Here is a 25147-nt window from a genome sequence, read left to right as displayed (position 1 = left end):
TTATACACAAGCTGTGGATGACTTAAGCGTCACGCGGCAGACCCTTTTCAATGACCCTGACCAAACGTTGTTTCTTCGGTAACTGCACTTCAACTACGCAGGCATTTCGCTTCTCGATTTGCTGAGCAACCGCCCACTCTATGTGTTCGTCGAGAAGTGGGTGCTCACCTCTGCGACTTTCCAGCGCGTGAATAACGGCTTCATCCCATGGGGCATTACCCAGCGCAACGGCGATATTTCGCAGCCAGCGCAGGTGACCAATACGACGAATAGCAGACCCCTCCGTGACTTTTAAAAACCACGCTTCGCTCCAGCTAAACAGCTCTATTAACTCCGGAGCATGAAGTTGTTTGCGTGGGTTGAAGTCATCCTCTGTCGTCAACTGAGAGTAACGGTTCCACGGGCAAATGAGTTGGCAATCATCGCAGCCGTAAATTCGATTCCCCAACAGGGGACGAAACTCTTCCGGGATCGCACCTTCCAGTTCGATAGTGAGATAAGAGATACAGCGGCGCGCATCTACCGTGTAGGGTTCAACGATGGCCCCGGTGGGACAGATGGTCATACAGGCGACGCATTTCCCGCATCCTTCTTCTACTGGGTTGTCGACCGGCAGGGGCAAATCGATCAGTAATTCCCCGAGAAAGAAAAATGAACCGGCTGCGCGATTGAGGATAAGTGAGTGCTTACCTGTCCAGCCAAGCCCGGCTTTTTCCGCTAATGGACGCTCAAGAATGGGCGCAGAATCGACAAAAGGTCTAAAATTCAGCGAAACGCAGTGCTGTTGAATCCTCTCTCCCAGCTTTTTTAAGCGGTTACGCAGCAGTTTATGGTAGTCGCGCCCAAGCGCGTAACGGCTGACGTAACCCAGAGTGGGGTTTTTCAACGTGCTGGCAAAGGCCGCATTGGCAGGAAGATAGTTCATACGTACGCTGATGACACGTAACGTACCGGGTAATAATTCGTGAGGTCGGGCGCGCATCATGCCGTGACGGGCCATCCAGTCCATCTCGCCGTGATAGTGTTTATCCAGCCAGGCCTGCAGTTTGGGCTCCGCTTCGCTGAGGTCGGTGTCGGCAATACCGACCTGCTGAAAGCCAAGCTCCAGCCCCCACTGCTTAATATTTTGCGCTAACTGATTGAGATCGAGGGGCTCTGACATGACGGACCATACAATGAAGAAAAACCCCGCAAGTATACCACACTCCATTTGGCACGCCGATGACATCAGGCGGATGGAGCGAGAGGCGGCAGACAGTTTAGGACTGACGTTGTACGAGCTGATGCAACGGGCGGGAGAGGCGGCGTTTCAGGTCACCCGCAAGACATATCCAAACGCTCAGCACTGGCTGGTGCTATGTGGTCATGGCAACAACGGTGGTGATGGTTACGTGGTGGCAAGGCTTGCCAAAGCTCAGGGTCTTGATATTACGTTGCTGGCACAGGAGAGTGATAAAGCGTTCCCCGAGGAAGCACAGCAGGCGCGCGACGCCTGGCTTAACGCCGGTGGCGTCATTCATGCTGCGGATATCAATTGGCCAGATCGCGTGGACGTCATTATTGATGCGCTGTCAGGCACAGGCTTAAAACACGCGCCGCGTGAGCCTCTCTCGGCATTGATCGAACGTGCCAATCACCATCCTGCCCCTGTCGTGGCGATAGACATTCCATCCGGCTTGCTGGCGCAGACGGGCGCGGCGCCGGGCGCGGTTATCAATGCTGCGCACACCGTGACCTTTATTGCGTTAAAGCCTGGTCTGCTAACCGGTAAAGCGCGCGATGTCACCGGACGCCTGCATGTTAACGCACTCGGACTGGACGACTGGCTGGCGGGGCAGAACGCGCCGCTGCAACGGTTTGATGCTCAACAGCTTGTAAACTGGTTAACGCCGCGTCGACCCACCTCGCACAAAGGCTCCCACGGTCGGCTGGTGATCATCGGTGGTGACCACGGCACGGCTGGCGCAATACGCATGGCCGGTGAAGCGGCGCTGCGTGCAGGAGCCGGGTTGGTCAAAGTGCTGACCCGAAGTGAAAATATTGCGCCTATTCTGACTGCCAGACCGGAACTGATGGTCGATGCGCTGACGCCGCAGACTCTGGAAGAGAGCCTGGCGTGGGCGGATGTTGTGGTGATAGGACCAGGGCTTGGTCAGCAGGAGTGGGGTAAAAAAGCGCTGCAAAAGGTAGAGAATTTTCGCAAACCGATGCTCTGGGATGCGGATGCGCTGAACCTGCTGGCAATCAACCCCGATAAACGTCACAATCGCGTGATCACGCCGCATCCTGGCGAAGCCGCGCGACTTCTGGGCTGTTCCATTGCAGAAATTGAAGACGATCGCTTACTTTGTGCACAACGTCTGGTAAAACGGTACGGAGGCGTAGTCGTGCTGAAAGGCGCGGGTACGGTTGTTGCTGCCGAACAGGCCGAATTGGGTATTATTGATACCGGCAATGCTGGAATGGCCAGCGGCGGAATGGGTGATGTGCTTTCCGGTATTATTGGCGCATTGCTCGGACAGAAGCTTACCCCGTATGATGCGGCATGTGCGGGATGTGTCGCGCACGGTGCGGCGGCGGATGTGCTGGCGGCGCGTTATGGTACGCGCGGCATGCTGGCGACAGATCTCTTTACCACGCTACAGCGTATTGTTAACCCTGATGTGATTGACGTTTATCATGATGAATCGAGTAATTCCACTACCTGATGAGCAGGCGACTTTAGACCTGGGACTGCGGGTAGCCAAAGCCTGTGATGGCGCGACGGTAATTTATTTGTACGGCGACCTGGGGGCGGGTAAAACCACTTTCAGCCGGGGATTCCTGCAGGCGTTAGGTCACAAAGGAAATGTAAAAAGCCCCACCTATACGCTGGTTGAACCCTATTCGCTCGATAATTTGATGGTATATCACTTCGATCTGTACCGACTTGCGGACCCAGAGGAGCTGGAATTTATGGGGATCCGCGATTATTTTGCCAATGACGCCATCTGCCTGGTGGAATGGCCGCAACAAGGTAAAGGTGTACTGCCAGACCCGGACGTCGAAATACACATTGAATATCAGGCGCAAGGTCGAGAGGCGCGCATAAGCGCAGTCTCCTCATCGGGTGATTTATTGCTGGCGCGTTTAGCCGATTAACCTTAAGGGTGGCGGGATGATTTATCGCATCAGAAACTGGCTGATGGCAACACTGGTCCTGCTGTGCGCGCAGGCAGGGGCCGCCAGCCTCTCCGATCTTCAGGTGTCCAATGGCGATCAGCAAGCGCGGATTACGCTGAGCTTTATTGGCGATCCTGAATACGCAGTTTCGCAGGACGGGAAACGAACCGTCGCGTTGGATATTAAACAAACCGGTGTGATTCAGGGGTTACCGCTGCTGTTTAGCGGCAATAATCTGGTGAAATCTATCCGTTCCGGCACGCCAAAAGATGCGCAGTCTCTGCGCCTGGTGGTGGATTTAACCGAGAACGGCAAAGCCGAAGCCGTAAAACGCCAGAACGGCGGCAATTATACCGTCGTGTTTACCATCAAAGCTGATGCGCCACCGCCGCCTCCACCACCTCCAGTGGTTGCGAAGCGTGTTGAAGCGCCGGTTATCGCCCCGCGCCCTGCCGAGCCTGCGCGTAATCCGTTTAAAGCGGAAAACGATCGCACCACGATGGTAACCAACAGTAATACCTCCACACGACCTGCGGCGCGCGCCAGTACCAGTAACGGCGAAAAAGTAGTTATCGCCATTGATGCCGGACACGGCGGGCAGGATCCTGGCGCTATTGGTCCCGGTGGCACACGTGAGAAAAACATCACGATTGCCGTAGCGCGCAAACTGCGCAGTTTGCTCAATGATGACCCGATGTTTAAAGGCGTACTCACCCGTGATGGCGATTACTTTATCTCGGTGATGGGGCGTTCAGACGTTGCGCGTAAACAAAACGCCAACTTCCTGGTCTCTATTCATGCGGATGCTGCGCCAAACCGGGATGCCACTGGTGCTTCCGTCTGGGTACTGTCAAACCGTCGGGCAAACAGTGAGATGGCCGGCTGGCTGGAACAGCACGAAAAGCAATCGGAACTGTTGGGTGGGGCGGGCGATGTTCTGGCAAACAGCCAGTCCGATCCTTATCTCAGCCAGGCCGTGTTGGATCTGCAGTTCGGTCATTCGCAACGCGTTGGGTATGATGTAGCGACCAGCATGATCGGCCAGTTAGAACGTATTGGCTCGATGCATAAGCGTCGTCCGGAACACGCCAGCCTTGGGGTATTACGTTCGCCTGATATCCCGTCAGTGCTGGTTGAAACTGGCTTTATCAGTAACAACAGCGAAGAGCGTCTGTTGGCGAGTGATGACTACCAGCAGCAGCTGGCCGAGGCAATTTACAAAGGATTGCGTAACTATTTCCAGGCGCACCCGATGCAAACCGGGCCTCAAGGCACACCGGCGCAAACCGCGAGTGCGGTATCGCCTGGCAACACGTTAACAAATTAAGGATTAGCCATGCCGATTCAGGTTCTACCGCCACAGCTGGCGAACCAGATTGCCGCAGGCGAGGTGGTAGAACGGCCTGCGTCAGTGGTGAAGGAGCTGGTGGAAAACAGTATTGATGCTGGTGCGACGCGCATTGATATTGATATTGAGCGCGGCGGCGCGAAGCTTATCCGTATTCGTGACAACGGCTGCGGGATTAAAAAAGACGAGCTGGCGCTGGCGCTGGCGCGTCATGCCACCAGTAAAATTTCCTCGCTTGACGATCTCGAAGCCATCGTGAGCCTCGGGTTTCGCGGCGAAGCGCTGGCCAGTATCAGCTCCGTTTCTCGTTTAACCCTGACGTCGCGTACGCAAGAACAACCTGAAGCCTGGCAAGCTTATGCCGAAGGGCGCGACATGGATGTGACGGTTAAACCCGCTGCGCATCCGGTGGGAACCACGCTGGAGGTGTTAGATCTGTTCTACAACACTCCGGCGCGGCGCAAGTTTATGCGCACCGAGAAAACTGAATTTAATCATATCGACGAAATAATCCGCCGCATTGCGCTGGCACGTTTTGATGTGACGATTAATTTGTCGCACAACGGCAAAGTGGTGCGTCAGTACCGGGCAGTGGCCGCGGATGGGCAGCAGGAGCGCCGACTGGGCGCGATTTGCGGCTCGCCGTTTCTGGAACATGCGCTGGCGATTGAATGGCAGCATGGCGATTTAACGCTGCGCGGTTGGGTGGCCGATCCTAACCACACAACGGCGGCGCTGGCGGAAATCCAGTACTGTTATGTGAATGGCCGGATGATGCGCGACCGGCTGATCAACCATGCTATCCGCCAGGCCTGTGAAGATAAGCTGGGAGCCGATCAGCAGCCCGCTTTTGTGCTGTATCTGGAAATCGACCCGCATCAGGTGGATGTTAACGTACATCCCGCCAAACATGAGGTCCGTTTTCATCAGTCCCGCCTGGTGCATGATTTTATTTACCAGGGCGTGTTGAGCGTCCTGCAACAGCAGCTTGAAACGCCGCTGCCGTTGGCTGATGACGACGAGCCTGCCCCAAGGCACATCCCGGAAAACCGCGTCGCGGCCGGGCGTAACCATTTTGCCGAACCGGCCCCGGCGCGTGAACCTGCGACGCCGCGTTACTCAGCATCTGCTGGCGCTGGCAGTAGTGGTAGCCGTCAGACGGGGGCCAGCTGGCCTCATGCCCAACCTGGATATCAAAAGCAGCAGGGTGAGATTTATCAGCAACTGCTACAGACGCCGGTTCCGCCGCGGAAAACGCCGGTTTCTGAAACGCCATCAGCACCTCTGACCGGCAACGGTCAGGGCTTTGGGCGGGTGCTAACCATTGTCGGTACGGACTGCGCATTACTCGAATGCGATGGTCACATTCGGTTGCTGGCATTGCCGGTGGCGGAACGTTGGCTACGTCAGGCGCAGTTAACGCCGGACCAGGGCGTCGTTTGCGCTCAGCCGTTACTGATCCCTTTACGTCTAAAAGTGACCGCTGATGAAAAAGCGGCGCTGCAAAAAGGGCAGAGCCAACTGGCTGAGTTGGGTATTGAATTTCAACTGGATGCACAGCATGTGACCATCCGGGCGGTGCCTTTACCCTTACGCCAACAAAATTTACAAATCTTGATTCCTGAACTGATAGGCTACCTGGCGCAGCAGTCCGAATTCGAACCGGGCAATATTGCACAGTGGATTGCACGTAATCTGATTAGCGAGCATCCGCAGTGGAGCATGGCTCAGGCGATTACGCTGTTAGCGGATGTTGAGCGGCTTTGCCCACAACTCGTGAAGGCGCCGCCGGGTGGTTTGTTACAACCTGTTGATTTACATTCGGTAATGAATGCCCTGAAACATGAGTGATACCCGTAAGGCGAGCCTGCCAAAGGCGATTTTTTTGATGGGGCCGACGGCCTCCGGTAAAACGGCACTGGCAATTGAATTGCGTAAAGTTTTGCCTGTAGAGTTGATAAGCGTTGATTCCGCCCTTATTTACAATGGGATGGATATCGGTACAGCCAAGCCTGATGCAGATGAATTACAGGCCGCGCCGCACCGGTTGCTGGATATCCGCGATCCGTCCCAGGCGTACTCTGCTGCGGATTTTCGCCGCGATGCGTTAGCCGAGATGGCTGATATCACCGCCGCGGGGCGTATTCCGCTGCTGGTGGGCGGCACAATGTTATATTTCAAAGCCTTGCTTGAAGGGCTGTCGCCGTTACCGTCGGCAGATCCGGAAGTCAGGGCCAGAATTGAGCAGCAGGCGGCAGAGCATGGGTGGGACGCGTTACACCGACAGCTTCAGGAAATAGATCCGGTGGCTGCGGCGCGTATTCATCCAAATGATCCGCAAAGACTTTCCCGGGCACTGGAAGTTTTTTTCATTTCGGGTAAAACTTTAACGGAGCTGACGCAAACGTCAGGAGATGCTTTGCCGTATCAGGTGCATCAGTTTGCTATCGCCCCGGCGAGCCGTGAACTGCTCCATCAGCGAATTGAGCAGCGTTTTCATCAGATGTTGGCTTCAGGTTTTGAAGCAGAAGTCCGGGCGCTATTTGCCCGTGGAGATTTGCATACGGATTTGCCTTCCATTCGTTGTGTAGGGTATCGCCAGATGTGGTCATACATTGAAGGCGAAATTTCATACGATGAAATGGTTTATAGAGGTGTTTGCGCCACGAGGCAGTTGGCGAAGCGACAGGTAACCTGGTTGCGTGGTTGGGAAGGGGTGCACTGGCTTGACAGTGAAAAGCCTGACCAGGCGCGAAACGAAGTATTACAGGTTGTTGGTGCTATCGCGAACTGAATGTGTACAATTGAAACGTATCGTGCGCAATTTTTCAGAATCGAAAGGTTCAAAGTACAAATAAGCATATAAGGAAAAGAGAGAATGGCTAAGGGGCAATCTTTACAAGATCCGTTCCTGAACGCACTGCGTCGGGAACGTGTTCCAGTTTCTATTTATTTGGTGAATGGTATTAAGCTGCAAGGTCAAATCGAGTCTTTTGATCAGTTCGTGATCCTGTTGAAAAACACGGTCAGCCAGATGGTTTATAAGCACGCGATTTCTACTGTTGTCCCGTCTCGCCCGGTTTCTCATCACAGCAATAATGCCACCGGCGGCACTGGCAGCAACTACCATCACGGTAGCAACGCGCAAGGTTCATCTGCGCAACAGGACAGCGAAGAAACCGAATAAGGTTGTTAGCTGTTTTACACACGGGGAGCCAGCGATCCTGCGTTCCCCGTTGATATATATTAAGGGGTTGACGCTTGTTTGACCGTTATGATGCCGGTGAGCAGGCGGTACTGGTACACATCTATTTTTCGCAAGACAAAGATATGGAAGACCTCCAGGAGTTTGAATCTCTGGTTTCTTCCGCCGGTGTCGAAGCAATGCAGGTGATTACCGGGAGCCGTAAAGCACCGCACCCGAAGTATTTTGTTGGTGAAGGTAAGGCAATCGAAATTGCGGAAGCCGTAAAAGCGACTGGCGCTGCGGTGGTGATTTTTGATCATGCTCTAAGCCCCGCCCAGGAACGTAACCTGGAACAGTTGTGCCAGTGTCTTGTTATCGACAGGACAGGTCTTATTTTAGATATTTTTGCCCAGCGTGCGCGCACCCATGAGGGTAAGTTGCAGGTTGAGCTGGCGCAGTTGCGCCATATGGCTACTCGTCTGGTCCGTGGCTGGACCCACCTTGAAAGGCAAAAGGGCGGGATTGGTTTGCGCGGTCCGGGTGAAACCCAGCTCGAAACCGACCGTCGTTTGCTGCGTAATCGCATTTTGCAAATACAGTCGCGCCTGGAAAAAGTTGAAAAGCAACGTGAGCAGGGGCGACAGTCGCGCAAGAAAGCGGATGTCCCAACCGTATCACTGGTGGGATATACCAACGCCGGAAAATCCACCCTGTTCAACCAGATCACCGAAGCCCGGGTTTACGCAGCGGATCAGCTGTTTGCGACCCTGGACCCAACGCTGCGCCGTATAGACGTAGCGGACGTCGGTGAAACCGTGCTGGCGGATACCGTAGGGTTTATCCGTCATTTGCCGCACGACCTGGTGGCGGCGTTTAAAGCCACCCTGCAGGAAACGCGTCAGGCGACATTGCTGCTGCATGTTATTGATGCTGCAGATTTTCGTGTGCAGGAAAACATCGAGGCCGTCGACACGGTGCTCGAAGAGATCGATGCGCATGAGATCCCGACTCTGCTGGTGATGAATAAAATTGATATGCTGGATGATTTTGAACCACGTATCGACAGAGATGAAGAGAATAAACCCATTCGCGTTTGGGTTTCAGCGCAAACGGGAATAGGTATACCACAGCTTTTTCAGGCTTTGACTGAGCGACTTTCCGGTGAGGTGGCGCAGCATACGTTGCGTTTGCCGCCGCAGGAAGGGCGTCTGAGAAGCCGGTTTTACCAACTTCAGGCAATAGAAAGAGAGTGGATGGAGGAGGACGGCAGCGTGGGTCTGCAGGTTCGTATGCCGATCGTAGACTGGCGTCGCCTCTGTAAACAAGAACCGGCACTGGAAGACTATATTGTCTGACCTGACGGATATGGCCTGAAGATTTTTTCGCCTCTATACCTTGTGGGTTTTGTGCAGCATGAAGGTGGCAAGTCCTGAAATCTTCAGGAGCATAGTCAACTATGTGACTGAGATTAAGGGGCGTAGCCAACGCATCGGCAGCGCAAAATACGCAGGTATAGCATCGCATAACAAATATGGAGCACAAAAATGGCGTGGAATCAGCCCGGTAATAACGGACAAGACCGCGACCCGTGGGGAAGCAGCAAACCTGGCGGCAACCCTGAGGGAAATGGAAACAAAGGTGGTCGCGATCAGGGACCTCCCGATCTGGATGATATCTTCCGCAAACTGAGTAAAAAGCTCGGTGGTCTGGGTGGCGGTAAAGGTGCTGGTTCTGGCGGCGGTAGCTCATCGCAAGGCCCGCGTCCGCAATTGGGTGGTCGAGTCTTTACTATCGCAGCGGCAGCTATCGTCATTATCTGGGCGGCCAGCGGTTTCTACACCATTAAAGAAGCGGAACGCGGCGTGGTGACACGCTTCGGTAAATTCAGCCATTTGGTTGAACCGGGTCTGAACTGGAAACCGACCTTTGTCGACGAAGTGACCCCGGTCAACGTGGAAGCCGTGCGTGAACTTGCCGCATCCGGCGTGATGCTGACCTCTGACGAAAACGTCGTACGCGTTGAAATGAACGTGCAGTACCGCGTGACCGATCCGCAGCGTTACCTGTTTAGCGTAACCAGCGCGGATGACAGTCTGCGTCAGGCAACCGACAGCGCCCTGCGTGGGGTTATCGGTAAATACACCATGGACCGTATCCTGACCGAAGGGCGTACCGTTATTCGTAGCGATACCCAGCGTGAACTGGAAGAAACGATCCGTCCGTACAACATGGGTATCACCCTGCTGGACGTCAACTTCCAGGCAGCACGTCCGCCGGAAGAAGTAAAAGCCGCGTTTGACGATGCCATTGCAGCACGTGAAAACGAGCAGCAGTACATCCGTGAAGCAGAAGCGTACACTAACGAAGTTCAGCCACGTGCTAACGGTCAGGCGCAGCGTATTCTGGAAGAAGCGCGTGCTTACAAAACGCGAACCATCCTGGAAGCACAGGGTGAAGTGGCTCGTTTCGCAAAAATTCTGCCGGAATATAAAGCCGCACCGCAAATTACTCGCGAGCGTCTGTATATCGAAACCATGGAAAAAGTGCTGAGCAATACCCGCAAAGTCCTGGTTAACGATAAGGGCAGCAATCTGATGGTTCTGCCGCTGGATCAAATGCTGAAAGGCGGTAGTGCGCCAGCAGCAAAGAGTGACAGCAGTTCAAACCTGCTGCGTCTGCCGCCAGCAACGACGTCCGGCACTGGAGCAAGCAATACCTCGTCCACCAGTCAGGGCGATATTATGGACCAACGCCGCGCGAACGCGCAGCGTAACGACTACCAGCGTCAGGGGGAATAACGATGCGTAAGTCAGTTATTGCGATTATCATCATCGTTCTGGTAGTTCTGTTCATGTCTGTCTTTGTGGTCAAAGAAGGCGAGCGCGGGATTACTCTGCGCTTTGGTAAAGTTCTGCGTGACGATGAAAACAAGCCGCTGGTTGTTGCACCAGGCCTGCACTTCAAGATTCCGTTTATTGAATCTGTGAAGATGCTGGATGCGCGTATTCAGACCATGGACAACCAGGCCGATCGCTTTGTTACCAAAGAGAAGAAAGACCTGATCGTTGACTCCTACATTAAGTGGCGCATCAGTGACTTTAGCCGTTACTACCTGGCAACGGGCGGTGGCGATGTTTCTCAGGCAGAAGTCCTGCTGAAACGTAAGTTCTCTGACCGTCTGCGTTCTGAAATTGGTCGTCTGGACGTGAAAGACATCGTTACCGATTCCCGCGGTCGTCTGACGCTGGAAGTTCGTGATGCGCTGAACTCCGGTTCTGCTGGCACGGAAGATGAAGTCGCGACACCGGCGGCAGATAGCGCGATTGCCGAAGCGGCTGAGCGTGTTCAGGCTGAAACAAACGGTAAAGTACCGGTCATCAACCCGAACAGTATGGCGGCATTGGGCATCGAAGTGGTTGACGTGCGTATCAAGCAAATCAACCTGCCTGCTGAAGTGTCTGAGGCTATCTACAACCGTATGCGCGCTGAGCGTGAAGCGGTAGCGCGTCGCCATCGTTCACAAGGTCAGGAAGAAGCGGAAAAACTGCGTGCCACGGCGGATTATGAAGTGACTAAAACGCTGGCAGAATCTGAGCGTCAAGGCCGCATCATGCGCGGTGAAGGCGATGCAGAAGCCGCTAAACTGTTTGCCGATGCGTTCAGCCAGGATCCTGACTTCTACGCCTTCATCCGTAGCCTGCGTGCTTACGAGAAGAGCTTCGAAGGCAACCAGGACGTGATGGTCATGAGCCCGGACAGCGATTTCTTCCGCTACATGAAGACACCGAGCACTACGACACGCTAATAAAGTTCCAGCGGTTTTAAACCAGCAAAACCACCGGCATCCCCAGGGATGCGGTGGTTTTCTTTTTATAAAAGGACGATGGATGAATTCAACAATTTTGCTGGCGCTCGCGCTGGTTTTGGTGCTGGAAGGCCTGGGCCCTATGCTTTATCCCCGCGCGTGGAAGAAAATGATTTCCGCAATGGCGCAACTTCCCGAAAATACTTTGCGTCGTTTTGGTGGAGGTCTTGTGGTTGCGGGCGTTGTGGTCTACTACATGTTGAGGAAAACGATTGGCTGATCAATAAGTAGCCTATTTTGCGGATTTTCGCATGCAAAAAGTGCTGTATATCTGAAAAAGCGGTGGTAGAATCCATTTTTAAGCAAACGGTGATTTTGAAAAATGGGTAACAACGTCGTCGTACTGGGCACCCAATGGGGTGACGAAGGTAAAGGGAAGATCGTCGATCTTCTGACTGAACGGGCTAAATATGTTGTGCGCTACCAGGGTGGTCACAACGCAGGCCATACTCTCGTAATCAACGGTGAAAAAACCGTCCTCCATCTTATTCCATCAGGTATTCTTCGCGAGAATGTCATCAGCATCATCGGTAACGGTGTTGTACTGTCTCCGTCCGCGCTGATGAAAGAAATGAAAGGACTGGAAGATCGTGGCATCCCGGTTCGCGAGCGCCTGCTGTTGTCTGAAGCTTGTCCGCTGATCCTTGATTATCACGTTGCGTTGGATAATGCTCGTGAGAAAGCGCGTGGCGAGAAAGCGATCGGTACTACCGGTCGTGGCATCGGTCCGGCTTATGAAGACAAAGTAGCTCGTCGCGGTCTGCGCGTTGGCGATCTGTTTGATAAAGCAACCTTCGCTGAAAAACTGAAAGAAGTGATGGAATATCACAACTTCCAGCTGGTGAATTTCTATAAAGTTGAAGCAGTTGACTACCAGAAAGTGCTGGATGATGTGATGGCGATTGCCGACATCCTGACCTCTATGGTTGTTGATGTTTCCGATCTGCTGGACCAGGCGCGTAAGCGTGGCGATTTCGTCATGTTCGAAGGCGCACAGGGTACCCTGCTGGATATCGACCACGGTACCTATCCGTATGTAACGTCTTCCAACACCACCGCAGGTGGCGTGGCGACCGGCTCCGGCCTGGGTCCACGTTATGTGGATTACGTTCTGGGTATCATCAAAGCTTACTCAACACGCGTAGGCGCGGGTCCGTTCCCGACCGAGCTGTTTGATGACGTTGGCGAGTTCCTGTGCAAACAAGGTAACGAGTATGGCGCGACCACCGGTCGTCGTCGTCGCACCGGTTGGCTGGACTCCGTTGCGGTACGCCGTGCAGTACAGATTAACTCCCTGTCTGGCTTCTGCCTGACCAAACTGGACGTACTGGACGGTTTGAAAGAGGTGAAAATCTGTGTCGCTTACCGTATGCCGGATGGCCGTGAAGTAACGACTACCCCGCTGGCTGCGGACGACTGGAAAGGTATCGAGCCGATCTACGAAACCATGCCAGGCTGGTCTGAATCCACCTTCGGTGTGAAGGAACGTAGCGGTCTGCCGCAGGCAGCACTGAACTACATCAAGCGTATTGAAGAACTGACCGGTGTGCCGATTGATATTATCTCAACTGGCCCAGACCGTACTGAAACCATGATCCTGCGCGACCCGTTCGACGCATAATTCTGGTTATAGCGTGGCGTCGAATGGCGCTGCGCTTGCACTATCTTAGGCCGGATGAGGCGCTTTGCATCATAATCCGGCTTAAAATCACGTAAGTTCCTCGCTTTTTTCCTTCCTGAACTGAAATAAATTAGCGACCTGGCTGGTGGCTGGTTTATCATCAATGTAATTAATACCACCAGGTTTATCCGTTTTATCCCTTTTCCTGAGGTTGATGTGCAGTTAACAAGTTTCACCGATTACGGATTACGTGCGCTAATCTATATGGCGTCACTTCCCGAAGGACGTATGACCAGTATTTCTGAGGTGACAGAAGTCTACGGCGTGTCCCGTAATCATATGGTCAAAATAATCAATCAACTTAGCCGTGCGGGCTTCGTTACTGCTATTCGAGGAAAAAATGGCGGTATCCGCCTGGGTAAACCAGCTAAGGATATTGGTATTGGTGATGTGGTTCGCGAGCTGGAACCACTATCGTTGGTCAATTGTAGCAGCGAGTTTTGCCACATTACCCCAGCCTGTCGACTTAAACAGGCGCTTTCTAAGGCAGTGCAAAGTTTTCTCACGGAACTGGACAACTACACACTTGCTGATTTGGTTGAAGAGAATCAACCGCTTTATAAATTATTGCTGGTGGAGTGACGAAAATCTTCATCAGAGCTGACAATGGAGGAACCTCGATGTCACAAGATCCTTTCCAGGAACGCGAAGCAGAAAAATACGCGAATCCTATCCCGAGCCGGGAATTTATCCTCGAACATTTAACTAAACGTGAAAAACCGGCCAACCGCGATGAGCTGGCTGCTGAACTCAACATTGAAGGTGAAGAGCAGCAAGAAGCGCTGCGTCGCCGCCTGCGCGCCATGGAGCGTGACGGGCAACTGGTCTTCACTCGTCGTCAGTGCTATGCGCTGCCGGAGCGTCTTGACCTGCTGAAAGGTACCGTTATTGGCCACCGTGATGGCTACGGCTTTCTGCGCGTTGAAGGCCGCAAAGATGACCTGTACCTGTCCAGCGAGCAGATGAAAACCTGTATTCATGGCGATCAGGTGTTGGCACAGCCGCTGGGCGCGGACCGTAAAGGTCGTCGCGAAGCGCGTATTGTGCGCGTACTGGTGCCGAAAACCAGCCAGATTGTCGGTCGCTACTTCACCGACGCTGGCGTTGGGTTTGTCGTCCCTGACGACAGCCGCCTGAGCTTTGATATCCTGATCCCGCCGGAAGAGGTGATGGGTGCTCGTATGGGTTTTGTGGTCGTGGTTGAGCTGACCCAGCGTCCGACGCGTCGCACTAAAGCGGTGGGTAAAATTGTTGAAGTCCTGGGCGACAACATGGGAACCAGCATGGCCGTTGATATGGCGCTGCGTACTCATGAAATCCCGTATATCTGGCCTCAGGCGGTCGAAAAACAGGTCGCTGGCCTGAAAGAAGAAGTGCCGGAGGAAGCGAAAGCCGGACGTGTCGATCTGCGCTCCCTGCCGCTGGTCACTATCGATGGCGAAGATGCGCGTGACTTCGATGATGCGGTTTACTGCGAGAAGAAGCGCGGCGGCGGCTGGCGTTTATGGGTGGCGATTGCTGACGTAAGCTATTACGTTCGCCCGCCGACTCCGCTGGACCAGGAAGCGCGCAGCCGTGGCACATCCGTCTACTTCCCATCGCAGGTTGTTCCGATGCTACCGGAAGTGCTGTCTAACGGATTGTGTTCGCTCAACCCGCAGGTGGACAGGCTGTGTATGGTCTGTGAAATGACCATTTCGTCGAAAGGCCGCTTAACAGGCTTTAAATTCTACGAAGCGGTTATGAGCTCCCATGCGCGTCTGACCTACACCAAGGTCTGGCACATGCTGCAGGGCGATCAGGAACTGCGTGAGCAGTACGCGCCGTTGGTTAAACACATTGAAGAGCTGCATAACCTCTACAAAGTGCTGGATAAAGCGCGTGAAGAGCGTGGCGGTATCTCGTTTGAAAGTGAAGAAGCGAAGTTTATCTTCAATGCTGAACGCCGTATTGAGCGTATTGAGCAGACGCAGCGTAATGACGCGCACAAACTGATTGAAGAGTGCATGATCATGGCGAACATCTCAGCGGCGCGATTCGTTGAGAAAGCCAAAGAGCCGGCACTGTTCCGCATTCACGATAAGCCGACGACCGAAGCGATTAATTCGTTCCGTTCGGTGTTGGCGGAGCTGGGGCTGGAGCTGCCCGGCGGTAATAAACCCGAGCCGCGTGATTACGCTGAACTGCTGGAGTCGATTGCTGACCGTCCTGACGCAGAAATGCTGCAAACTATGCTGCTGCGTTCAATGAAGCAGGCGATTTACGATCCGGAAAACCGCGGTCACTTTGGCCTTGCGTTGCAATCTTATGCACACTTCACCTCGCCGATCCGTCGTTACCCGGATCTCTCCTTGCACCGGGCGATTAAGTATCTGCTGGCGCAGGAGCAGGGCCATAAAGGCAACACCACGGAAACGGGTGGCTACCATTATTCGATGGAAGAGATGCTGCAGCTGGGTCAACACTGTTCGATGGCCGAGCGCCGTGCTGACGAAGCTACACGCGACGTCTCTGACTGGCTGAAGTGCGACTTCATGCTGGATCAGGTAGGTAATGTCTTCAAAGGCGTGATCGCCAGCGTGACCGGGTTTGGTTTCTTCGTCCGTCTTGATGAGCTGTTTATCGACGGTCTGGTGCATGTCTCCTCCCTGGATAACGACTACTATCGTTTTGACCAGGTTGGGCAGCGTCTGACGGGGGAATCCAGCGGTCAAATGTATCGCCTGGGCGATCGCGTGGAAGTTCGCGTGGAAGCGGTCAACATGGACGAGCGTAAAATCGACTTCAGTTTGATCTCCAGCGAACGTGCACCGCGCAATGAAGGTAAAACCGCGCGTGAAAAAGCGAAAAAAGGCGATGCGGGTAAAAATACCGGTAAGCGTCGTCAGATGGGCAAAAAAGTAAATTTCGAGCCGGATAGCGCTTTCCGCGGCGAGAAGAAAGGCAGAGCCAAACCTCAGGCGGATAAAAAAACGGCTGAGAAGAAAGGCGATAAAAAAGCGAAAAAGCCATCGGCAAAAACGCTTAAAATCGCTGCCGCCACCAAAGCTAAACGCGCGACGAAAAAGAAAGTCGCGCAATAACAGCCATAAACAGTAAGTCGGGCAACCTCGCGTTGCCCGCGTTACGCATAAACTATTAACGAGTACATTCATGAGTGAAATGATTTACGGCATCCATGCGGTGCAGGCTCTGCTGGAACGTGCGCCTGAGCGCTTCCAGGACGTCTTTATTCTCAAAGGTCGTGAAGATAAACGCCTGCTGCCGCTGATCCACGCACTGGAAGCACAGGGTGTTGTCATTCAGCTGGCTAACCGCCAGTTCCTGGATGAGAAAAGCGAGGGTGCGGTACATCAGGGAATTATTGCTCGCGTGAAGCCGGGTCGTCAGTATCAGGAAAACGATCTGCCGGATCTGATTGCTACGCTCAATCAGCCGTTCTTTTTGATCCTCGATGGTGTTACCGATCCGCATAACCTGGGGGCATGCCTGCGTAGCGCCGATGCTGCTGGCGTCCATGCTGTTATCGTACCGAAGGATCGTTCTGCGCAGTTGAATGCAACGGCGAAAAAAGTGGCCTGCGGCGCGGCAGAAAGTGTACCGCTGATCCGTGTGACCAACCTGGCGCGCACTATGCGTATGCTGCAGGAAGAGAATATCTGGATCGTCGGAACCGCAGGTGAAGCTGACCATACTCTCTACCAGAGCAAAATGACCGGACGTCTGGCGCTGGTGATGGGCGCAGAGGGTGAAGGTATGCGTCGTTTGACCCGCGAACACTGTGACGAACTGATCAGCATCCCGATGGCTGGGAGCGTTTCGTCGCTGAACGTTTCAGTTGCGACGGGCATCTGCCTGTTTGAGGCTGTACGCCAGCGCGGCTAAACTATCTCCCTCATTTCTCTCTTATCTCAAGCCATCCTTCGGGATGGCTTTTTTGTGACCGTTGTCCCATGCGTGCTCCCCTCTGCCTGACCATACTTAAGGTGACGGCCATTGACGGAGGGAGACACAATGCACTGGCAAACGCATACCGTTTTTAACCAACCTGTACCGCTCAATAACAGCAACTTATATCTGTCCGATGGCGCGCTGTGTGAAGCGGTTATCCGTGAAGGCGCTGGCTGGGACAGCGATCTTCTCGCCAGTATTGGTCAGCAGCTAGGGACTGCCGAGTCGCTCGAGCTTGGCCGTCTGGCCAATGCTTTTCCACCCGAGTTGTTGCGCTACGACTCGCAGGGTCAGCGGCTGGATGATGTGCGTTTTCATCCTGCCTGGCATTTACTGATGCAGGGATTGTGCGCCAATCGCGTACATAATCTGGCCTGGGAAGAAGACGCGAGGCAGGGAACATTTGTTGCCCGGGCGGCCCGTTTCATGCTGCATGCGCAGGTGGAAGCGGGCACGTTGTGTCCGGTTACCATGACTTTTGCCGCCACGCCGTTGTTACTTCAGATGTTACCTGCACCCTTTCACGACTGGTTTACGCCGCTGCTAAGCGACCGTTATGACTCGCATTTACTGCCCGGAGGGCAAAAGCGTGGGTTATTGATCGGCATGGGAATGACCGAGAAGCAGGGGGGGTCAGATGTGCTAAGCAATACCACTCAGGCAGAACGTCTTACAGACGGCTCGTATCGGCTGGTGGGACATAAGTGGTTTTTCTCCGTGCCGCAAAGCGATGCCCATTTGGTACTGGCCCAGGCAAAGGGAGGCTTATCCTGCTTTTTTGTACCGCGATTTTTACCCGACGGGCAGCGTAATGCTATCCGTCTGGAGCGGCTGAAAGATAAGTTAGGCAATCGCTCCAACGCCAGCTGCGAGGTTGAATTCCACGATGCGATTGGCTGGCTATTGGGTGAAGAAGGGGAAGGTATACGTCATATCCTGAAAATGGGTGGATGACGCGTTTTGACTGTGCGCTCGGCAGTCATGGCATGATGCGACGTGCTTTTTCTGTCGCGATTTACCATGCGCACCAGCGACAGGTTTTTGGCAAACCATTGATCGAACAACCGATGATGCGCCAGGTATTAGGTCGGATGGCGCTCCAACTGGAAGGTCAGACGGCGTTACTGTTCCGACTGGCGCGGGCCTGGGACCGTCGCGCTGATGCCAAAGAATCTCTGTGGGCCAGGTTGTTCACGCCAGCAGCGAAATTCTCTGTTTGCAAAGCCGGTATGCCGTTTGTTGCAGAGGCGATGGAAGTGCTCGGCGGGATTGGCTACTGCGAGGAGAGTGAATTGCCGCGCCTGTATCGTGAGATGCCGGTAAACAGTATCTGGGAGGGCTCTGGCAACATTATGTGCCTCGATGTATTGCGGGTGCTGACAAAACAACCCGGCATATACGATATGCTCAGCGAAGCCTTTGCTGAGGTAAAAGGGCAAGACCGGCATTACGATCGAAGGGTACGTCAACTACAGCAGCGTTTACGTAAACCGAGCGAGGAGTTGGGACGGGAGATTACACAGCAGCTTTTCCTGCTCGGTTGCGGGGCGCAGATGTTGCGCTATGCCTCTCCGCCAGTGGCGCAGGCCTGGTGTCAAATGATGCTCGATACGCGTGGTGGACTACGATTGTCCGAGCAGGTGCTGAACGACTTGCTCCTGCGGGCAACGGGGGGATTACGGTAATAATATACCTGATGGCGACGCTGGCGCGCCTTATCATGCCTACATTCAATGTAGGCCGGATAAGTTTACGCCATCCGGCAATCTGTTAAGCATAGAGTATGGCCTGTACGCGCCAGTTGTCGGGCTGCTGGTCTTCGTACATCTGAATGATCCGATACCATGAGGCACCCTGTTCATCCGCTTTTAACGCGATTACTCGTTCTACATCCTGCGGATTCCCTGCAATGTTACTGACAGATATCAGGCCAATTTCGTTCAGGCCTGTAACGCAGTCAGCACTGGCGAACTCGGCAGACTGCGCCGTAGTACCTACCAGTCCGGCAGAAAGCAGCAGTGAGGATAAGGCAAGTGATTGTTTCATCGTCAGCTCCATTATTCGTACCCCTACACACGGCAGGGCATTCCATCGCGATAATAAACCTCAAGCTTCCTGCTGTTGGTTTATTGTGCACAGGTAAACGCATAGCGGCGCAAAGCAATGTAAAGCTGACTAAATTCCAACCCAATGTTATTTACGATACAAAATAGCCTGTGAATACCATTGGCCTGTCACGATGGTTTCATCCACTAATAAAACCACGTAGTAATCAGCTTTAGCCGCGACGGCTTTGTCACGGATCTCTGCCAGCGCATCATCCGGAGAGCCTCTTACCAGCGCGCTGACCGTTCCTATTCGCTGTAACCCATTACTCTGGTCACGGCGGATCTCCTGCGGGTGGTCGGCAACGGGCGGTGCGGGTTGCGGCGTTCCCTGTAGCACGCTACAGGCGCTTAAAAGCATCACCAGCAATAAAGAGGCAAACCGACGCATAACTCTATCTCGTTTCCTGATAGCCATAGTGTAGTGCCTTATCAATTTCCCTTTAGGGGAATGTTCCCGAAGTGTTATCTCTCACGCGATTTTCGAATGAAAATGTTGCGAAAGCGTAACCCAGTTCTCAACATTATGAATCATTGCCGAACACATTCGCTTGCGTTAAGTATTGCTGCATGGCATACCAGAAAAAAAGAGGCGACAAATGATCGAAATTGAAACACGACAGTTGGCTGGTATCCCTGTCCTGCACGCCGTTCCGGCTGGCAAACGCGAGTGTTCACTCCCTTGCATTATTTTCTATCACGGGTTTACATCTTCAAGTCTGGTCTATAGCTATTTTGCCGTTGCTCTGGCTCAGGCCGGATTCCGGGTTGTCATGCCAGATGCGCCCGACCATGGTGCCCGCTTCAACGGTGATGCTCAGGAGCGAATGTTCCGCTTCTGGCATATATTGCAGCAAAACATGCAGGAGTTTACGACGTTACGTGCGGCGCTGGTGGCGGAAAATTGGCTATCAGATGAAAGACTTGCTGTTGCGGGGGCGTCGATGGGAGGCATGACGGCGTTGGGCATTATGGCCCGCCATCCCGAGGTTAAATGTGTAGCCAGCCTGATGGGTTCGGGCTATTTTACCCGTCTTGCACAGACGCTTTTTCCCCCTTTACGAGTCCAGACGCCAGAGCAGCAGGCGGAGTTCGATGCCGTTATCGCACCGCTCGCCGAATGGGACGTTACGCATCAGCTACAACGGCTGGCCGACAGACCGTTGCTGTTGTGGCATGGACAGGAGGACGATGTGGTGCCCGCGGTTGAAACCTTCCGCTTACAGCAGGCGCTGATTCAGGCAGGGCTGGATAACAATTTAACCTGCCTGTGGGAAGCGGGCGTACGCCACCGCATCACGCCAGAGGCGCTGGCTGCGACGGTAACGTTTTTTCGCCAGCACCTTTAAACGCGCACGATGCTTACGCCCTGAGCTTCAAGTTGTTGCAGAATATCAGGGTTAGCGTTTTTGCCGGTAATGAGCATATCGATTTGATCGGCGCGACTGAACAGCATCCCCGCGCGTTCACCGACCTTACTGCTATCGACCAGCACCACCAGTTTACCCACTACGTTAAGCATCTTCTGCTCAGCCATCGCGGTTAGCATATCGGTTTTATACAGTCCGTCCGCGGTCAACCCTTTACCGCTGGTAAACATCCAGTGTCCGGCATACAGGCTATTTTCGCTGCCTTGCGGACTAAGCGTGATGGACTGGCTTTTGTTGTATTGCCCTCCCATGATGATCACGCTGTCATGCTCCTGGTCGATCAGATAGTTCGCCAGCGGCAGATAATTGGTGATGATCTGCACCGGCTTGCCGCACATTTCACGACCAAGCAGGAAGGCGGTTGATCCACAGTTGATCACCACGCTTTCACCCGCATTTACAAGTTGGGATGCGGCCTTGGCAATGCGAACTTTTTCATCGTGGTTCTGCGCCTGATGCAGATTCATAGGTGTCCAGCGCGGACGTTGCTGGGTGATGGCTTCTGCGCCATTGCGGACTTTCTTGAGTTTGCCGCTTTCGTCGAGTTTATTTATGTCCCGGCGTGCTGTGGCTGGTGAAATCCCCAGACGCTCAATCACGTTCTCAACGGTAACAAAGCCCAACTGCGCCAGCATATCCAGCAATATTTGATGTCTTTGTGCTTCAGTCATGAGCTATTCCGATACAAATTGATTTGAAAAGATGATATTTGAAATAGCCTGGAAATACTAAAGTAAATGGGAAAAAATGCCGGAATAGCCCGGCATTTTGTAGGGGTCACAAGAAGGATTTAAACGGCAGATCCGGTTCAATCGTGAAGCAGTCATCAAAGCCGCGCGGGTAGTGATATTCAAAGTTGTCTTTGTCCAGCGGCCAGGTGAACTTACCGCCCACCTGCCAGATAAACGGCTTAAAGCCATACTTCAGTCGATCTTTTTTCATCTCCCACAGTACGCGGATCTCCTGAGGGTCGGCCTGGAAGTTTGACCAGATGTCATGATGGAAAGGGATCACCACTTTCGTATTCAACGCTTCCGCCATGCGCAGCATGTCGGAGCTGGTCATTTTGTCCGTAATCCCGCGCGGATTCTCACCGTAGGAGCCGAGCGCAACGTCGATCTGGTGCTCGTTGCCATGCTTTGCGTAGTAGTTAGAGTAGTGCGAGTCTCCGCTGTGGTACAGCGTTCCACCCGGTGTTTTGAACAGGTAGTTCACCGCACGTGCATCCATACCATCCGGCAGCACACCTGCCGCTTTTTGATCTGCAGGTAGCGTGATTAATGCCGTACGATCAAACGCGTCAAGCGCATGAATTTCAATATCTTTCACTTTCACCACATCGCCTGGTTTTACCACGATGCAGCGCTCTTTTGGCACACCCCAACCGATCCACAGATCCACACAGGTTTGCGGCCCGATAAATGGCACGTCATCGGCGCAGTTTTGCATGACGGCGGCCGCGACATTCACGTCGATGTGATCGTTATGATCGTGTGTCGCCAGCACCGCATCGATCTGTCGAATTGCAAACGGATCAAGAACAAACGGCGTGGTGCGCAGGTTTGGCTGCAGTTTCTTCACCCCAGCCATGCGTTGCATCTGGTGGCCGGTTTTCATTAGCGGGTTACCGTGACTCTGTTTACCCGTTCCGCACCAGAAATCGACGCAGATGTTCGTCCCGCCTTCCGACTTCAGCCAGATGCCGGTACAGCCAAGCCACCACATAGCGAATGTGCCCGGGGCGACCTGCTCCTGTTCGATCTCTTCATTCAGCCAACTTCCCCACTCCGGGAATGTACTCAGGATCCATGATTCACGCGTGATGCTTTTTACTTTACTCATCGCATTTACCTTCATATTTATTCAGATTAAGTCAATTTATGATTTGTTTTGATTGATATTGACATCATTTTTTCAAGAAGGCAATGCGTTGATTTTCGCTGTTCAACGGGGAAATGTGATCAAATCACAGCGTGACAGGATGGTCTACTTGAATGTTGGTTTTGTATTTTATTGTTTTAATAGAGTTTATTTTGGAATCGATGAATTAGAAGTAAAGCCACTCTGCAAGTGTGTGAATTATTTGCGTACTGCATCACATTTAATCAAATTCAATCTTGTTGTGATTACTTTTGAAAATTAGAGTGAGGGCACAACATCCTGGGCATCTGTAATGAATGTTCAGCAACTTCGTCTACTGGAGATCGTTATGGAGATCCTCTACAACATCTTTACCGTCTTTTTTAATCAGGTTATGACCAACGCGCCCTTGCTGTTGGGTATTGTGACCTGTCTTGGTTACATCCTGCTGCGTAAAAGCGTCAGCGTTATTATCAAAGGCACGATCAAAACGATTATCGGTTTTATGTTGCTGCAAGCGGGATCGGGCATTCTGACCAGCACGTTTAAACCGGTGGTGGCGAAGATGTCCGAAGTTTACGGTATCAATGGTGCGATTTCCGATACCTATGCCTCCATGATGGCAACCATCGAACGTATGGGCGATGCCTATAGTTGGGTGGGTTATGCTGTGCTGTTGGCGCTGGCGCTGAATATTTGTTACGTACTGCTACGGCGTATTACCGGCATTCGCACCATCATGCTGACCGGCCACATTATGTTCCAGCAGGCGGGCCTGATTGCCGTCTCTCTCTACATCTTTGGTTACCCGATGTGGACCACCATCATCTGCACCGCGGTGCTGGTGTCCCTCTACTGGGGCATTACTTCCAATATGATGTACAAGCCGACGCAGGAAGTGACCGACGGCTGCGGTTTCTCCATCGGTCACCAGCAACAGTTCGCTTCATGGATTGCCTACAAAGTCGCGCCTTATCTTGGTAAGAAAGAGGAGAGTGTTGAAGATCTGAAGCTGCCGGGCTGGCTGAATATCTTCCATGACAACATCGTTTCTACCGCGATTGTTATGACCCTCTTCTTCGGCGCGATCCTGCTCTCTTTCGGCATTGATGTGGTTCAGGCGATGGCGGGTAAAACCCACTGGACGGTCTATATCCTGCAGACCGGTTTTTCGTTTGCCGTCGCTATTTTCATTATCACTCAGGGCGTACGTATGTTCGTTGCTGAGCTTTCAGAAGCGTTCAACGGTATCTCTCAACGTCTGATCCCGGGTGCAGTGCTGGCTATCGACTGCGCGGCGATTTATAGCTTTGCGCCCAACGCGGTGGTCTGGGGCTTTATGTGGGGCACCATCGGCCAACTGATTGCGGTGGGCATCCTGGTGGGTTGCGGCTCTTCTATTCTGATTATCCCTGGCTTTATTCCGATGTTCTTCTCGAACGCGACTATCGGCGTGTTTGCTAACCACTTTGGCGGCTGGCGCGCGGCGCTCAAGATTTGCCTGGTGATGGGGATGATCGAAATCTTCGGCTGCGTCTGGGCGGTGAAGCTCACCGGGATGAGCGCCTGGATGGGCATGGCGGACTGGTCAATTCTGGCGCCGCCGATGATGCAGGGCTTTGCCTCCATCGGCATCGTGTTTATGGCCGTCATTATTCTGATTGCACTGGCTTATATGTTTTTCGCAGGACGCACCTTGCGCGCTGAGGAAGACGCAGAAAAACAACTGGCAGAACACTCTGCTTAATAAGGAGTTCCGATTATGACCGTACGTATTTTGGCTGTATGTGGCAATGGGCAGGGGAGTTCCATGATCATGAAGATGAAGGTGGATCAGTTTTTAACCCAGTCAAATATTGACCATACGGTAAACAGTTGCGCAGTAGGTGAATACAAAAGTGAACTGAGCGGCGCGGATATCATCATCGCTTCTACCCATATCGCCGGTGAGATTACCGTATCGGGCAATAAATATGTTGTTGGCGTACGCAACATGCTGTCTCCCGCCGATTTTGGACCAAAACTGCTGGAAGTGATCAACGCGCATTTCCCTCAGGACGTGAAGTAAGGAGGCGGCCTATGAAATTACGTGATTCGCTGGCAGACAATAACACCATCCTTTTACAGGCTGAGGCCAGCTCCTGGCAGGAAGCGGTAAAGCTGAGCGTGGATCTGCTGGTTAAGGCTGATGTGGTTGAACCACGCTACTACCAGGCCATCCTCGACGGAGTTGAACAGTTCGGCCCGTATTTCGTGATTGCGCCCGGCCTGGCGATGCCGCACGGCCGTCCGGAGGAAGGGGTTAAGAAAACCGGTTTTGCGCTGGTGACGCTGAAAACACCGCTGGTGTTTAACCACGAAGATAACGACCCGGTCGATATCCTGATCACCATGGCGGCAGTAGACGCCAACACACATCAGGAAGTCGGCATCATGCAGATCGTGAATCTCTTTGACGACGAAGCCAATTTCGACCGTTTACGTGCCTGCCGTACCGCGCAGGAAGTGCTGGATTTAATTGATAACGCCACTGCGGCGGCTGTTTAAAAGGATACCAA

General features: G+C 53.2%; 23 protein-coding genes and 1 pseudogene. 19 read left to right on the top strand and 5 right to left on the bottom strand.

The features are described 5' to 3' along the window. Positions 1-22 precede the first annotated feature (22 nt). Positions 23-1162: a tRNA epoxyqueuosine(34) reductase QueG gene (gene queG / locus HV037_RS21520; RefSeq protein WP_046275841.1), complete on the bottom strand. Its 1140-nt coding sequence runs from the start codon at positions 1160-1162 to the stop codon at positions 23-25. Between queG and nnr the strand changes: the two genes are divergently transcribed. The 15 genes and pseudogenes from nnr to HV037_RS21445 all read left to right on the top strand — a co-directional run bounded on the left by nnr (position 1161) and on the right by HV037_RS21445 (position 18879). After that, positions 1161-2708, top strand: a complete 1548-nt coding sequence (gene nnr / locus HV037_RS21515; protein WP_103283401.1) for a bifunctional ADP-dependent NAD(P)H-hydrate dehydratase/NAD(P)H-hydrate epimerase — start codon at positions 1161-1163, stop codon at positions 2706-2708. The two genes, queG and nnr, sit on opposite strands and share 2 nt — an antisense overlap. Beyond that, positions 2680-3141, top strand: coding sequence for a tRNA (adenosine(37)-N6)-threonylcarbamoyltransferase complex ATPase subunit type 1 TsaE (gene tsaE / locus HV037_RS21510; RefSeq protein WP_016151410.1), 462 nt, complete (start codon positions 2680-2682; stop codon positions 3139-3141). Before nnr ends, tsaE begins: the two co-directional genes overlap by 29 nt. Positions 3142-3157: 16 nt before the next feature. Then, positions 3158-4489, top strand: coding sequence for an N-acetylmuramoyl-L-alanine amidase AmiB (gene amiB, locus HV037_RS21505; RefSeq protein ID WP_016155508.1), 1332 nt, complete (start codon positions 3158-3160; stop codon positions 4487-4489). Positions 4490-4498: 9 nt separating this feature from the next. After that, positions 4499-6361, top strand: coding sequence for a DNA mismatch repair endonuclease MutL (gene mutL, locus HV037_RS21500; protein WP_016155509.1), 1863 nt, complete (start codon positions 4499-4501; stop codon positions 6359-6361). Next, on the top strand, positions 6354-7304 hold the full coding sequence (miaA, locus tag HV037_RS21495) for a tRNA (adenosine(37)-N6)-dimethylallyltransferase MiaA (RefSeq protein ID WP_103283402.1): 951 nt from the start codon (positions 6354-6356) through the stop codon (positions 7302-7304). The genes mutL and miaA overlap by 8 nt, the downstream gene beginning before the upstream one ends. 84 nt (positions 7305-7388) lie before the next feature. Next, positions 7389-7697: an RNA chaperone Hfq gene (gene hfq, locus HV037_RS21490; RefSeq protein ID WP_003025584.1), complete on the top strand. Its 309-nt coding sequence runs from the start codon at positions 7389-7391 to the stop codon at positions 7695-7697. 74 nt (positions 7698-7771) lie between these two features. Next, positions 7772-9052 carry a ribosome rescue GTPase HflX gene (gene hflX, locus HV037_RS21485; protein WP_016151415.1) on the top strand — a complete coding sequence of 427 codons (1281 nt, stop codon included), beginning with the start codon at positions 7772-7774 and terminating at the stop codon, positions 9050-9052. Positions 9053-9241: 189 nt separating this feature from the next. Next, entirely contained in the window at positions 9242-10495 is a 1254-nt protein-coding gene (gene hflK / locus HV037_RS21480; RefSeq protein ID WP_016151416.1) for an FtsH protease activity modulator HflK, read from the top strand. Between the two features lie 2 nt (positions 10496-10497). Then, a complete protein-coding gene (hflC, locus tag HV037_RS21475) occupies positions 10498-11502 on the top strand; it encodes a protease modulator HflC (RefSeq protein ID WP_016155510.1) in 1005 nt (334 codons plus the stop codon). A gap of 82 nt (positions 11503-11584) precedes the next feature. Continuing rightward, entirely contained in the window at positions 11585-11782 is a 198-nt protein-coding gene (locus HV037_RS21470) for a DUF2065 family protein (RefSeq protein WP_019078201.1), read from the top strand. Between the two features lie 102 nt (positions 11783-11884). Beyond that, a complete protein-coding gene (gene purA / locus HV037_RS21465; protein ID WP_003025606.1) occupies positions 11885-13183 on the top strand; it encodes an adenylosuccinate synthase in 1299 nt (432 codons plus the stop codon). Between the two features lie 216 nt (positions 13184-13399). Next, a complete protein-coding gene (gene nsrR, locus HV037_RS21460; protein WP_003025609.1) occupies positions 13400-13825 on the top strand; it encodes a nitric oxide-sensing transcriptional repressor NsrR in 426 nt (141 codons plus the stop codon). A gap of 38 nt (positions 13826-13863) precedes the next feature. After that, positions 13864-16326: a ribonuclease R gene (rnr, locus tag HV037_RS21455; RefSeq protein ID WP_016151418.1), complete on the top strand. Its 2463-nt coding sequence runs from the start codon at positions 13864-13866 to the stop codon at positions 16324-16326. Positions 16327-16396: 70 nt separating this feature from the next. Continuing rightward, positions 16397-17128 (top strand): 23S rRNA (guanosine(2251)-2'-O)-methyltransferase RlmB, encoded by a 732-nt coding sequence (gene rlmB / locus HV037_RS21450; RefSeq protein ID WP_103283404.1) that lies wholly within the window; start codon positions 16397-16399, stop codon positions 17126-17128. A 129-nt stretch (positions 17129-17257) separates the two neighbouring features. Then, positions 17258-18879 (top strand): annotated as a pseudogene (locus HV037_RS21445) (isovaleryl-CoA dehydrogenase). 85 nt (positions 18880-18964) lie between these two features. On the opposite strand, the gene yjfN reads toward HV037_RS21445, so the two are convergent. Both yjfN and bsmA read right to left on the bottom strand, forming a co-directional pair. Continuing rightward, a complete protein-coding gene (gene yjfN, locus HV037_RS21440) occupies positions 18965-19240 on the bottom strand; it encodes a DUF1471 family protease activator YjfN (RefSeq protein ID WP_016155512.1) in 276 nt (91 codons plus the stop codon). A 147-nt stretch (positions 19241-19387) separates the two neighbouring features. Beyond that, positions 19388-19717 (bottom strand): biofilm peroxide resistance protein BsmA, encoded by a 330-nt coding sequence (gene bsmA / locus HV037_RS21435; protein ID WP_029139740.1) that lies wholly within the window; start codon positions 19715-19717, stop codon positions 19388-19390. Between the two features lie 181 nt (positions 19718-19898). Between bsmA and yjfP the strand changes: the two genes are divergently transcribed. Further along, positions 19899-20648, top strand: a complete 750-nt coding sequence (gene yjfP / locus HV037_RS21430; RefSeq protein ID WP_016155514.1) for an esterase — start codon at positions 19899-19901, stop codon at positions 20646-20648. On the opposite strand, the gene ulaR is transcribed toward yjfP, so the two are convergent. Together ulaR and ulaG are read right to left on the bottom strand one after the other, a co-directional pair. Further along, a complete protein-coding gene (gene ulaR / locus HV037_RS21425) occupies positions 20645-21400 on the bottom strand; it encodes an HTH-type transcriptional regulator UlaR (RefSeq protein ID WP_103283405.1) in 756 nt (251 codons plus the stop codon). The two genes, yjfP and ulaR, sit on opposite strands and share 4 nt — an antisense overlap. 106 nt (positions 21401-21506) lie before the next feature. Beyond that, positions 21507-22571 carry an L-ascorbate 6-phosphate lactonase gene (gene ulaG / locus HV037_RS21420; RefSeq protein WP_016151424.1) on the bottom strand — a complete coding sequence of 355 codons (1065 nt, stop codon included), beginning with the start codon at positions 22569-22571 and terminating at the stop codon, positions 21507-21509. Between the two features lie 367 nt (positions 22572-22938). On the opposite strand from ulaG, the gene ulaA reads away from it, so the two are divergent. The 3 genes from ulaA to ulaC are packed head-to-tail and all read left to right on the top strand — an operon-like array spanning position 22939 to position 25136. Continuing rightward, a complete protein-coding gene (ulaA, locus tag HV037_RS21415) occupies positions 22939-24336 on the top strand; it encodes a PTS ascorbate transporter subunit IIC (RefSeq protein ID WP_016155515.1) in 1398 nt (465 codons plus the stop codon). A gap of 15 nt (positions 24337-24351) precedes the next feature. Next, positions 24352-24657 carry a PTS ascorbate transporter subunit IIB gene (gene ulaB / locus HV037_RS21410; RefSeq protein WP_016151426.1) on the top strand — a complete coding sequence of 102 codons (306 nt, stop codon included), beginning with the start codon at positions 24352-24354 and terminating at the stop codon, positions 24655-24657. An 11-nt stretch (positions 24658-24668) separates the two neighbouring features. Beyond that, entirely contained in the window at positions 24669-25136 is a 468-nt protein-coding gene (gene ulaC / locus HV037_RS21405) for a PTS ascorbate transporter subunit IIA (protein WP_016155516.1), read from the top strand. Positions 25137-25147 lie beyond the last annotated feature (11 nt).

Origin of the sequence: Citrobacter sp. RHBSTW-00017 (assembly GCF_013797615.1) — a bacterium.
Taxonomy (GTDB): domain Bacteria; phylum Pseudomonadota; class Gammaproteobacteria; order Enterobacterales; family Enterobacteriaceae; genus Citrobacter; species Citrobacter braakii.
The sequence above is the reverse complement of the archived record's forward strand: the minus strand, read 5'-3'. Positions and strand labels throughout refer to the sequence as shown.

Bases quoted from the DNA above. Each gene is read 5' to 3' on its own strand.
- nnr (WP_103283401.1), top strand. From the start codon at position 1,161: ATGACGGACCATACAATGAAGAAAAACCCCGCAAGTATACCACACTCC.
- queG (WP_046275841.1), bottom strand. From the start codon at position 1,162: ATGTCAGAGCCCCTCGATCTCAATCAGTTAGCGCAAAATATTAAGCAG.
- tsaE (WP_016151410.1), top strand. From the start codon at position 2,680: ATGATGAATCGAGTAATTCCACTACCTGATGAGCAGGCGACTTTAGAC.
- amiB (WP_016155508.1), top strand. From the start codon at position 3,158: ATGATTTATCGCATCAGAAACTGGCTGATGGCAACACTGGTCCTGCTG.
- mutL (WP_016155509.1), top strand. From the start codon at position 4,499: ATGCCGATTCAGGTTCTACCGCCACAGCTGGCGAACCAGATTGCCGCA.
- miaA (WP_103283402.1), top strand. From the start codon at position 6,354: ATGAGTGATACCCGTAAGGCGAGCCTGCCAAAGGCGATTTTTTTGATG.
- hfq (WP_003025584.1), top strand. From the start codon at position 7,389: ATGGCTAAGGGGCAATCTTTACAAGATCCGTTCCTGAACGCACTGCGT.
- hflK (WP_016151416.1), top strand. From the start codon at position 9,242: ATGGCGTGGAATCAGCCCGGTAATAACGGACAAGACCGCGACCCGTGG.
- hflC (WP_016155510.1), top strand. From the start codon at position 10,498: ATGCGTAAGTCAGTTATTGCGATTATCATCATCGTTCTGGTAGTTCTG.
- HV037_RS21470 (WP_019078201.1), top strand. From the start codon at position 11,585: ATGAATTCAACAATTTTGCTGGCGCTCGCGCTGGTTTTGGTGCTGGAA.
- purA (WP_003025606.1), top strand. From the start codon at position 11,885: ATGGGTAACAACGTCGTCGTACTGGGCACCCAATGGGGTGACGAAGGT.
- rnr (WP_016151418.1), top strand. From the start codon at position 13,864: ATGTCACAAGATCCTTTCCAGGAACGCGAAGCAGAAAAATACGCGAAT.
- rlmB (WP_103283404.1), top strand. From the start codon at position 16,397: ATGAGTGAAATGATTTACGGCATCCATGCGGTGCAGGCTCTGCTGGAA.
- yjfN (WP_016155512.1), bottom strand. From the start codon at position 19,240: ATGAAACAATCACTTGCCTTATCCTCACTGCTGCTTTCTGCCGGACTG.
- bsmA (WP_029139740.1), bottom strand. From the start codon at position 19,717: ATGGCTATCAGGAAACGAGATAGAGTTATGCGTCGGTTTGCCTCTTTA.
- yjfP (WP_016155514.1), top strand. From the start codon at position 19,899: ATGATCGAAATTGAAACACGACAGTTGGCTGGTATCCCTGTCCTGCAC.
- ulaR (WP_103283405.1), bottom strand. From the start codon at position 21,400: ATGACTGAAGCACAAAGACATCAAATATTGCTGGATATGCTGGCGCAG.
- ulaG (WP_016151424.1), bottom strand. From the start codon at position 22,571: ATGAGTAAAGTAAAAAGCATCACGCGTGAATCATGGATCCTGAGTACA.
- ulaA (WP_016155515.1), top strand. From the start codon at position 22,939: ATGGAGATCCTCTACAACATCTTTACCGTCTTTTTTAATCAGGTTATG.
- ulaB (WP_016151426.1), top strand. From the start codon at position 24,352: ATGACCGTACGTATTTTGGCTGTATGTGGCAATGGGCAGGGGAGTTCC.
- ulaC (WP_016155516.1), top strand. From the start codon at position 24,669: ATGAAATTACGTGATTCGCTGGCAGACAATAACACCATCCTTTTACAG.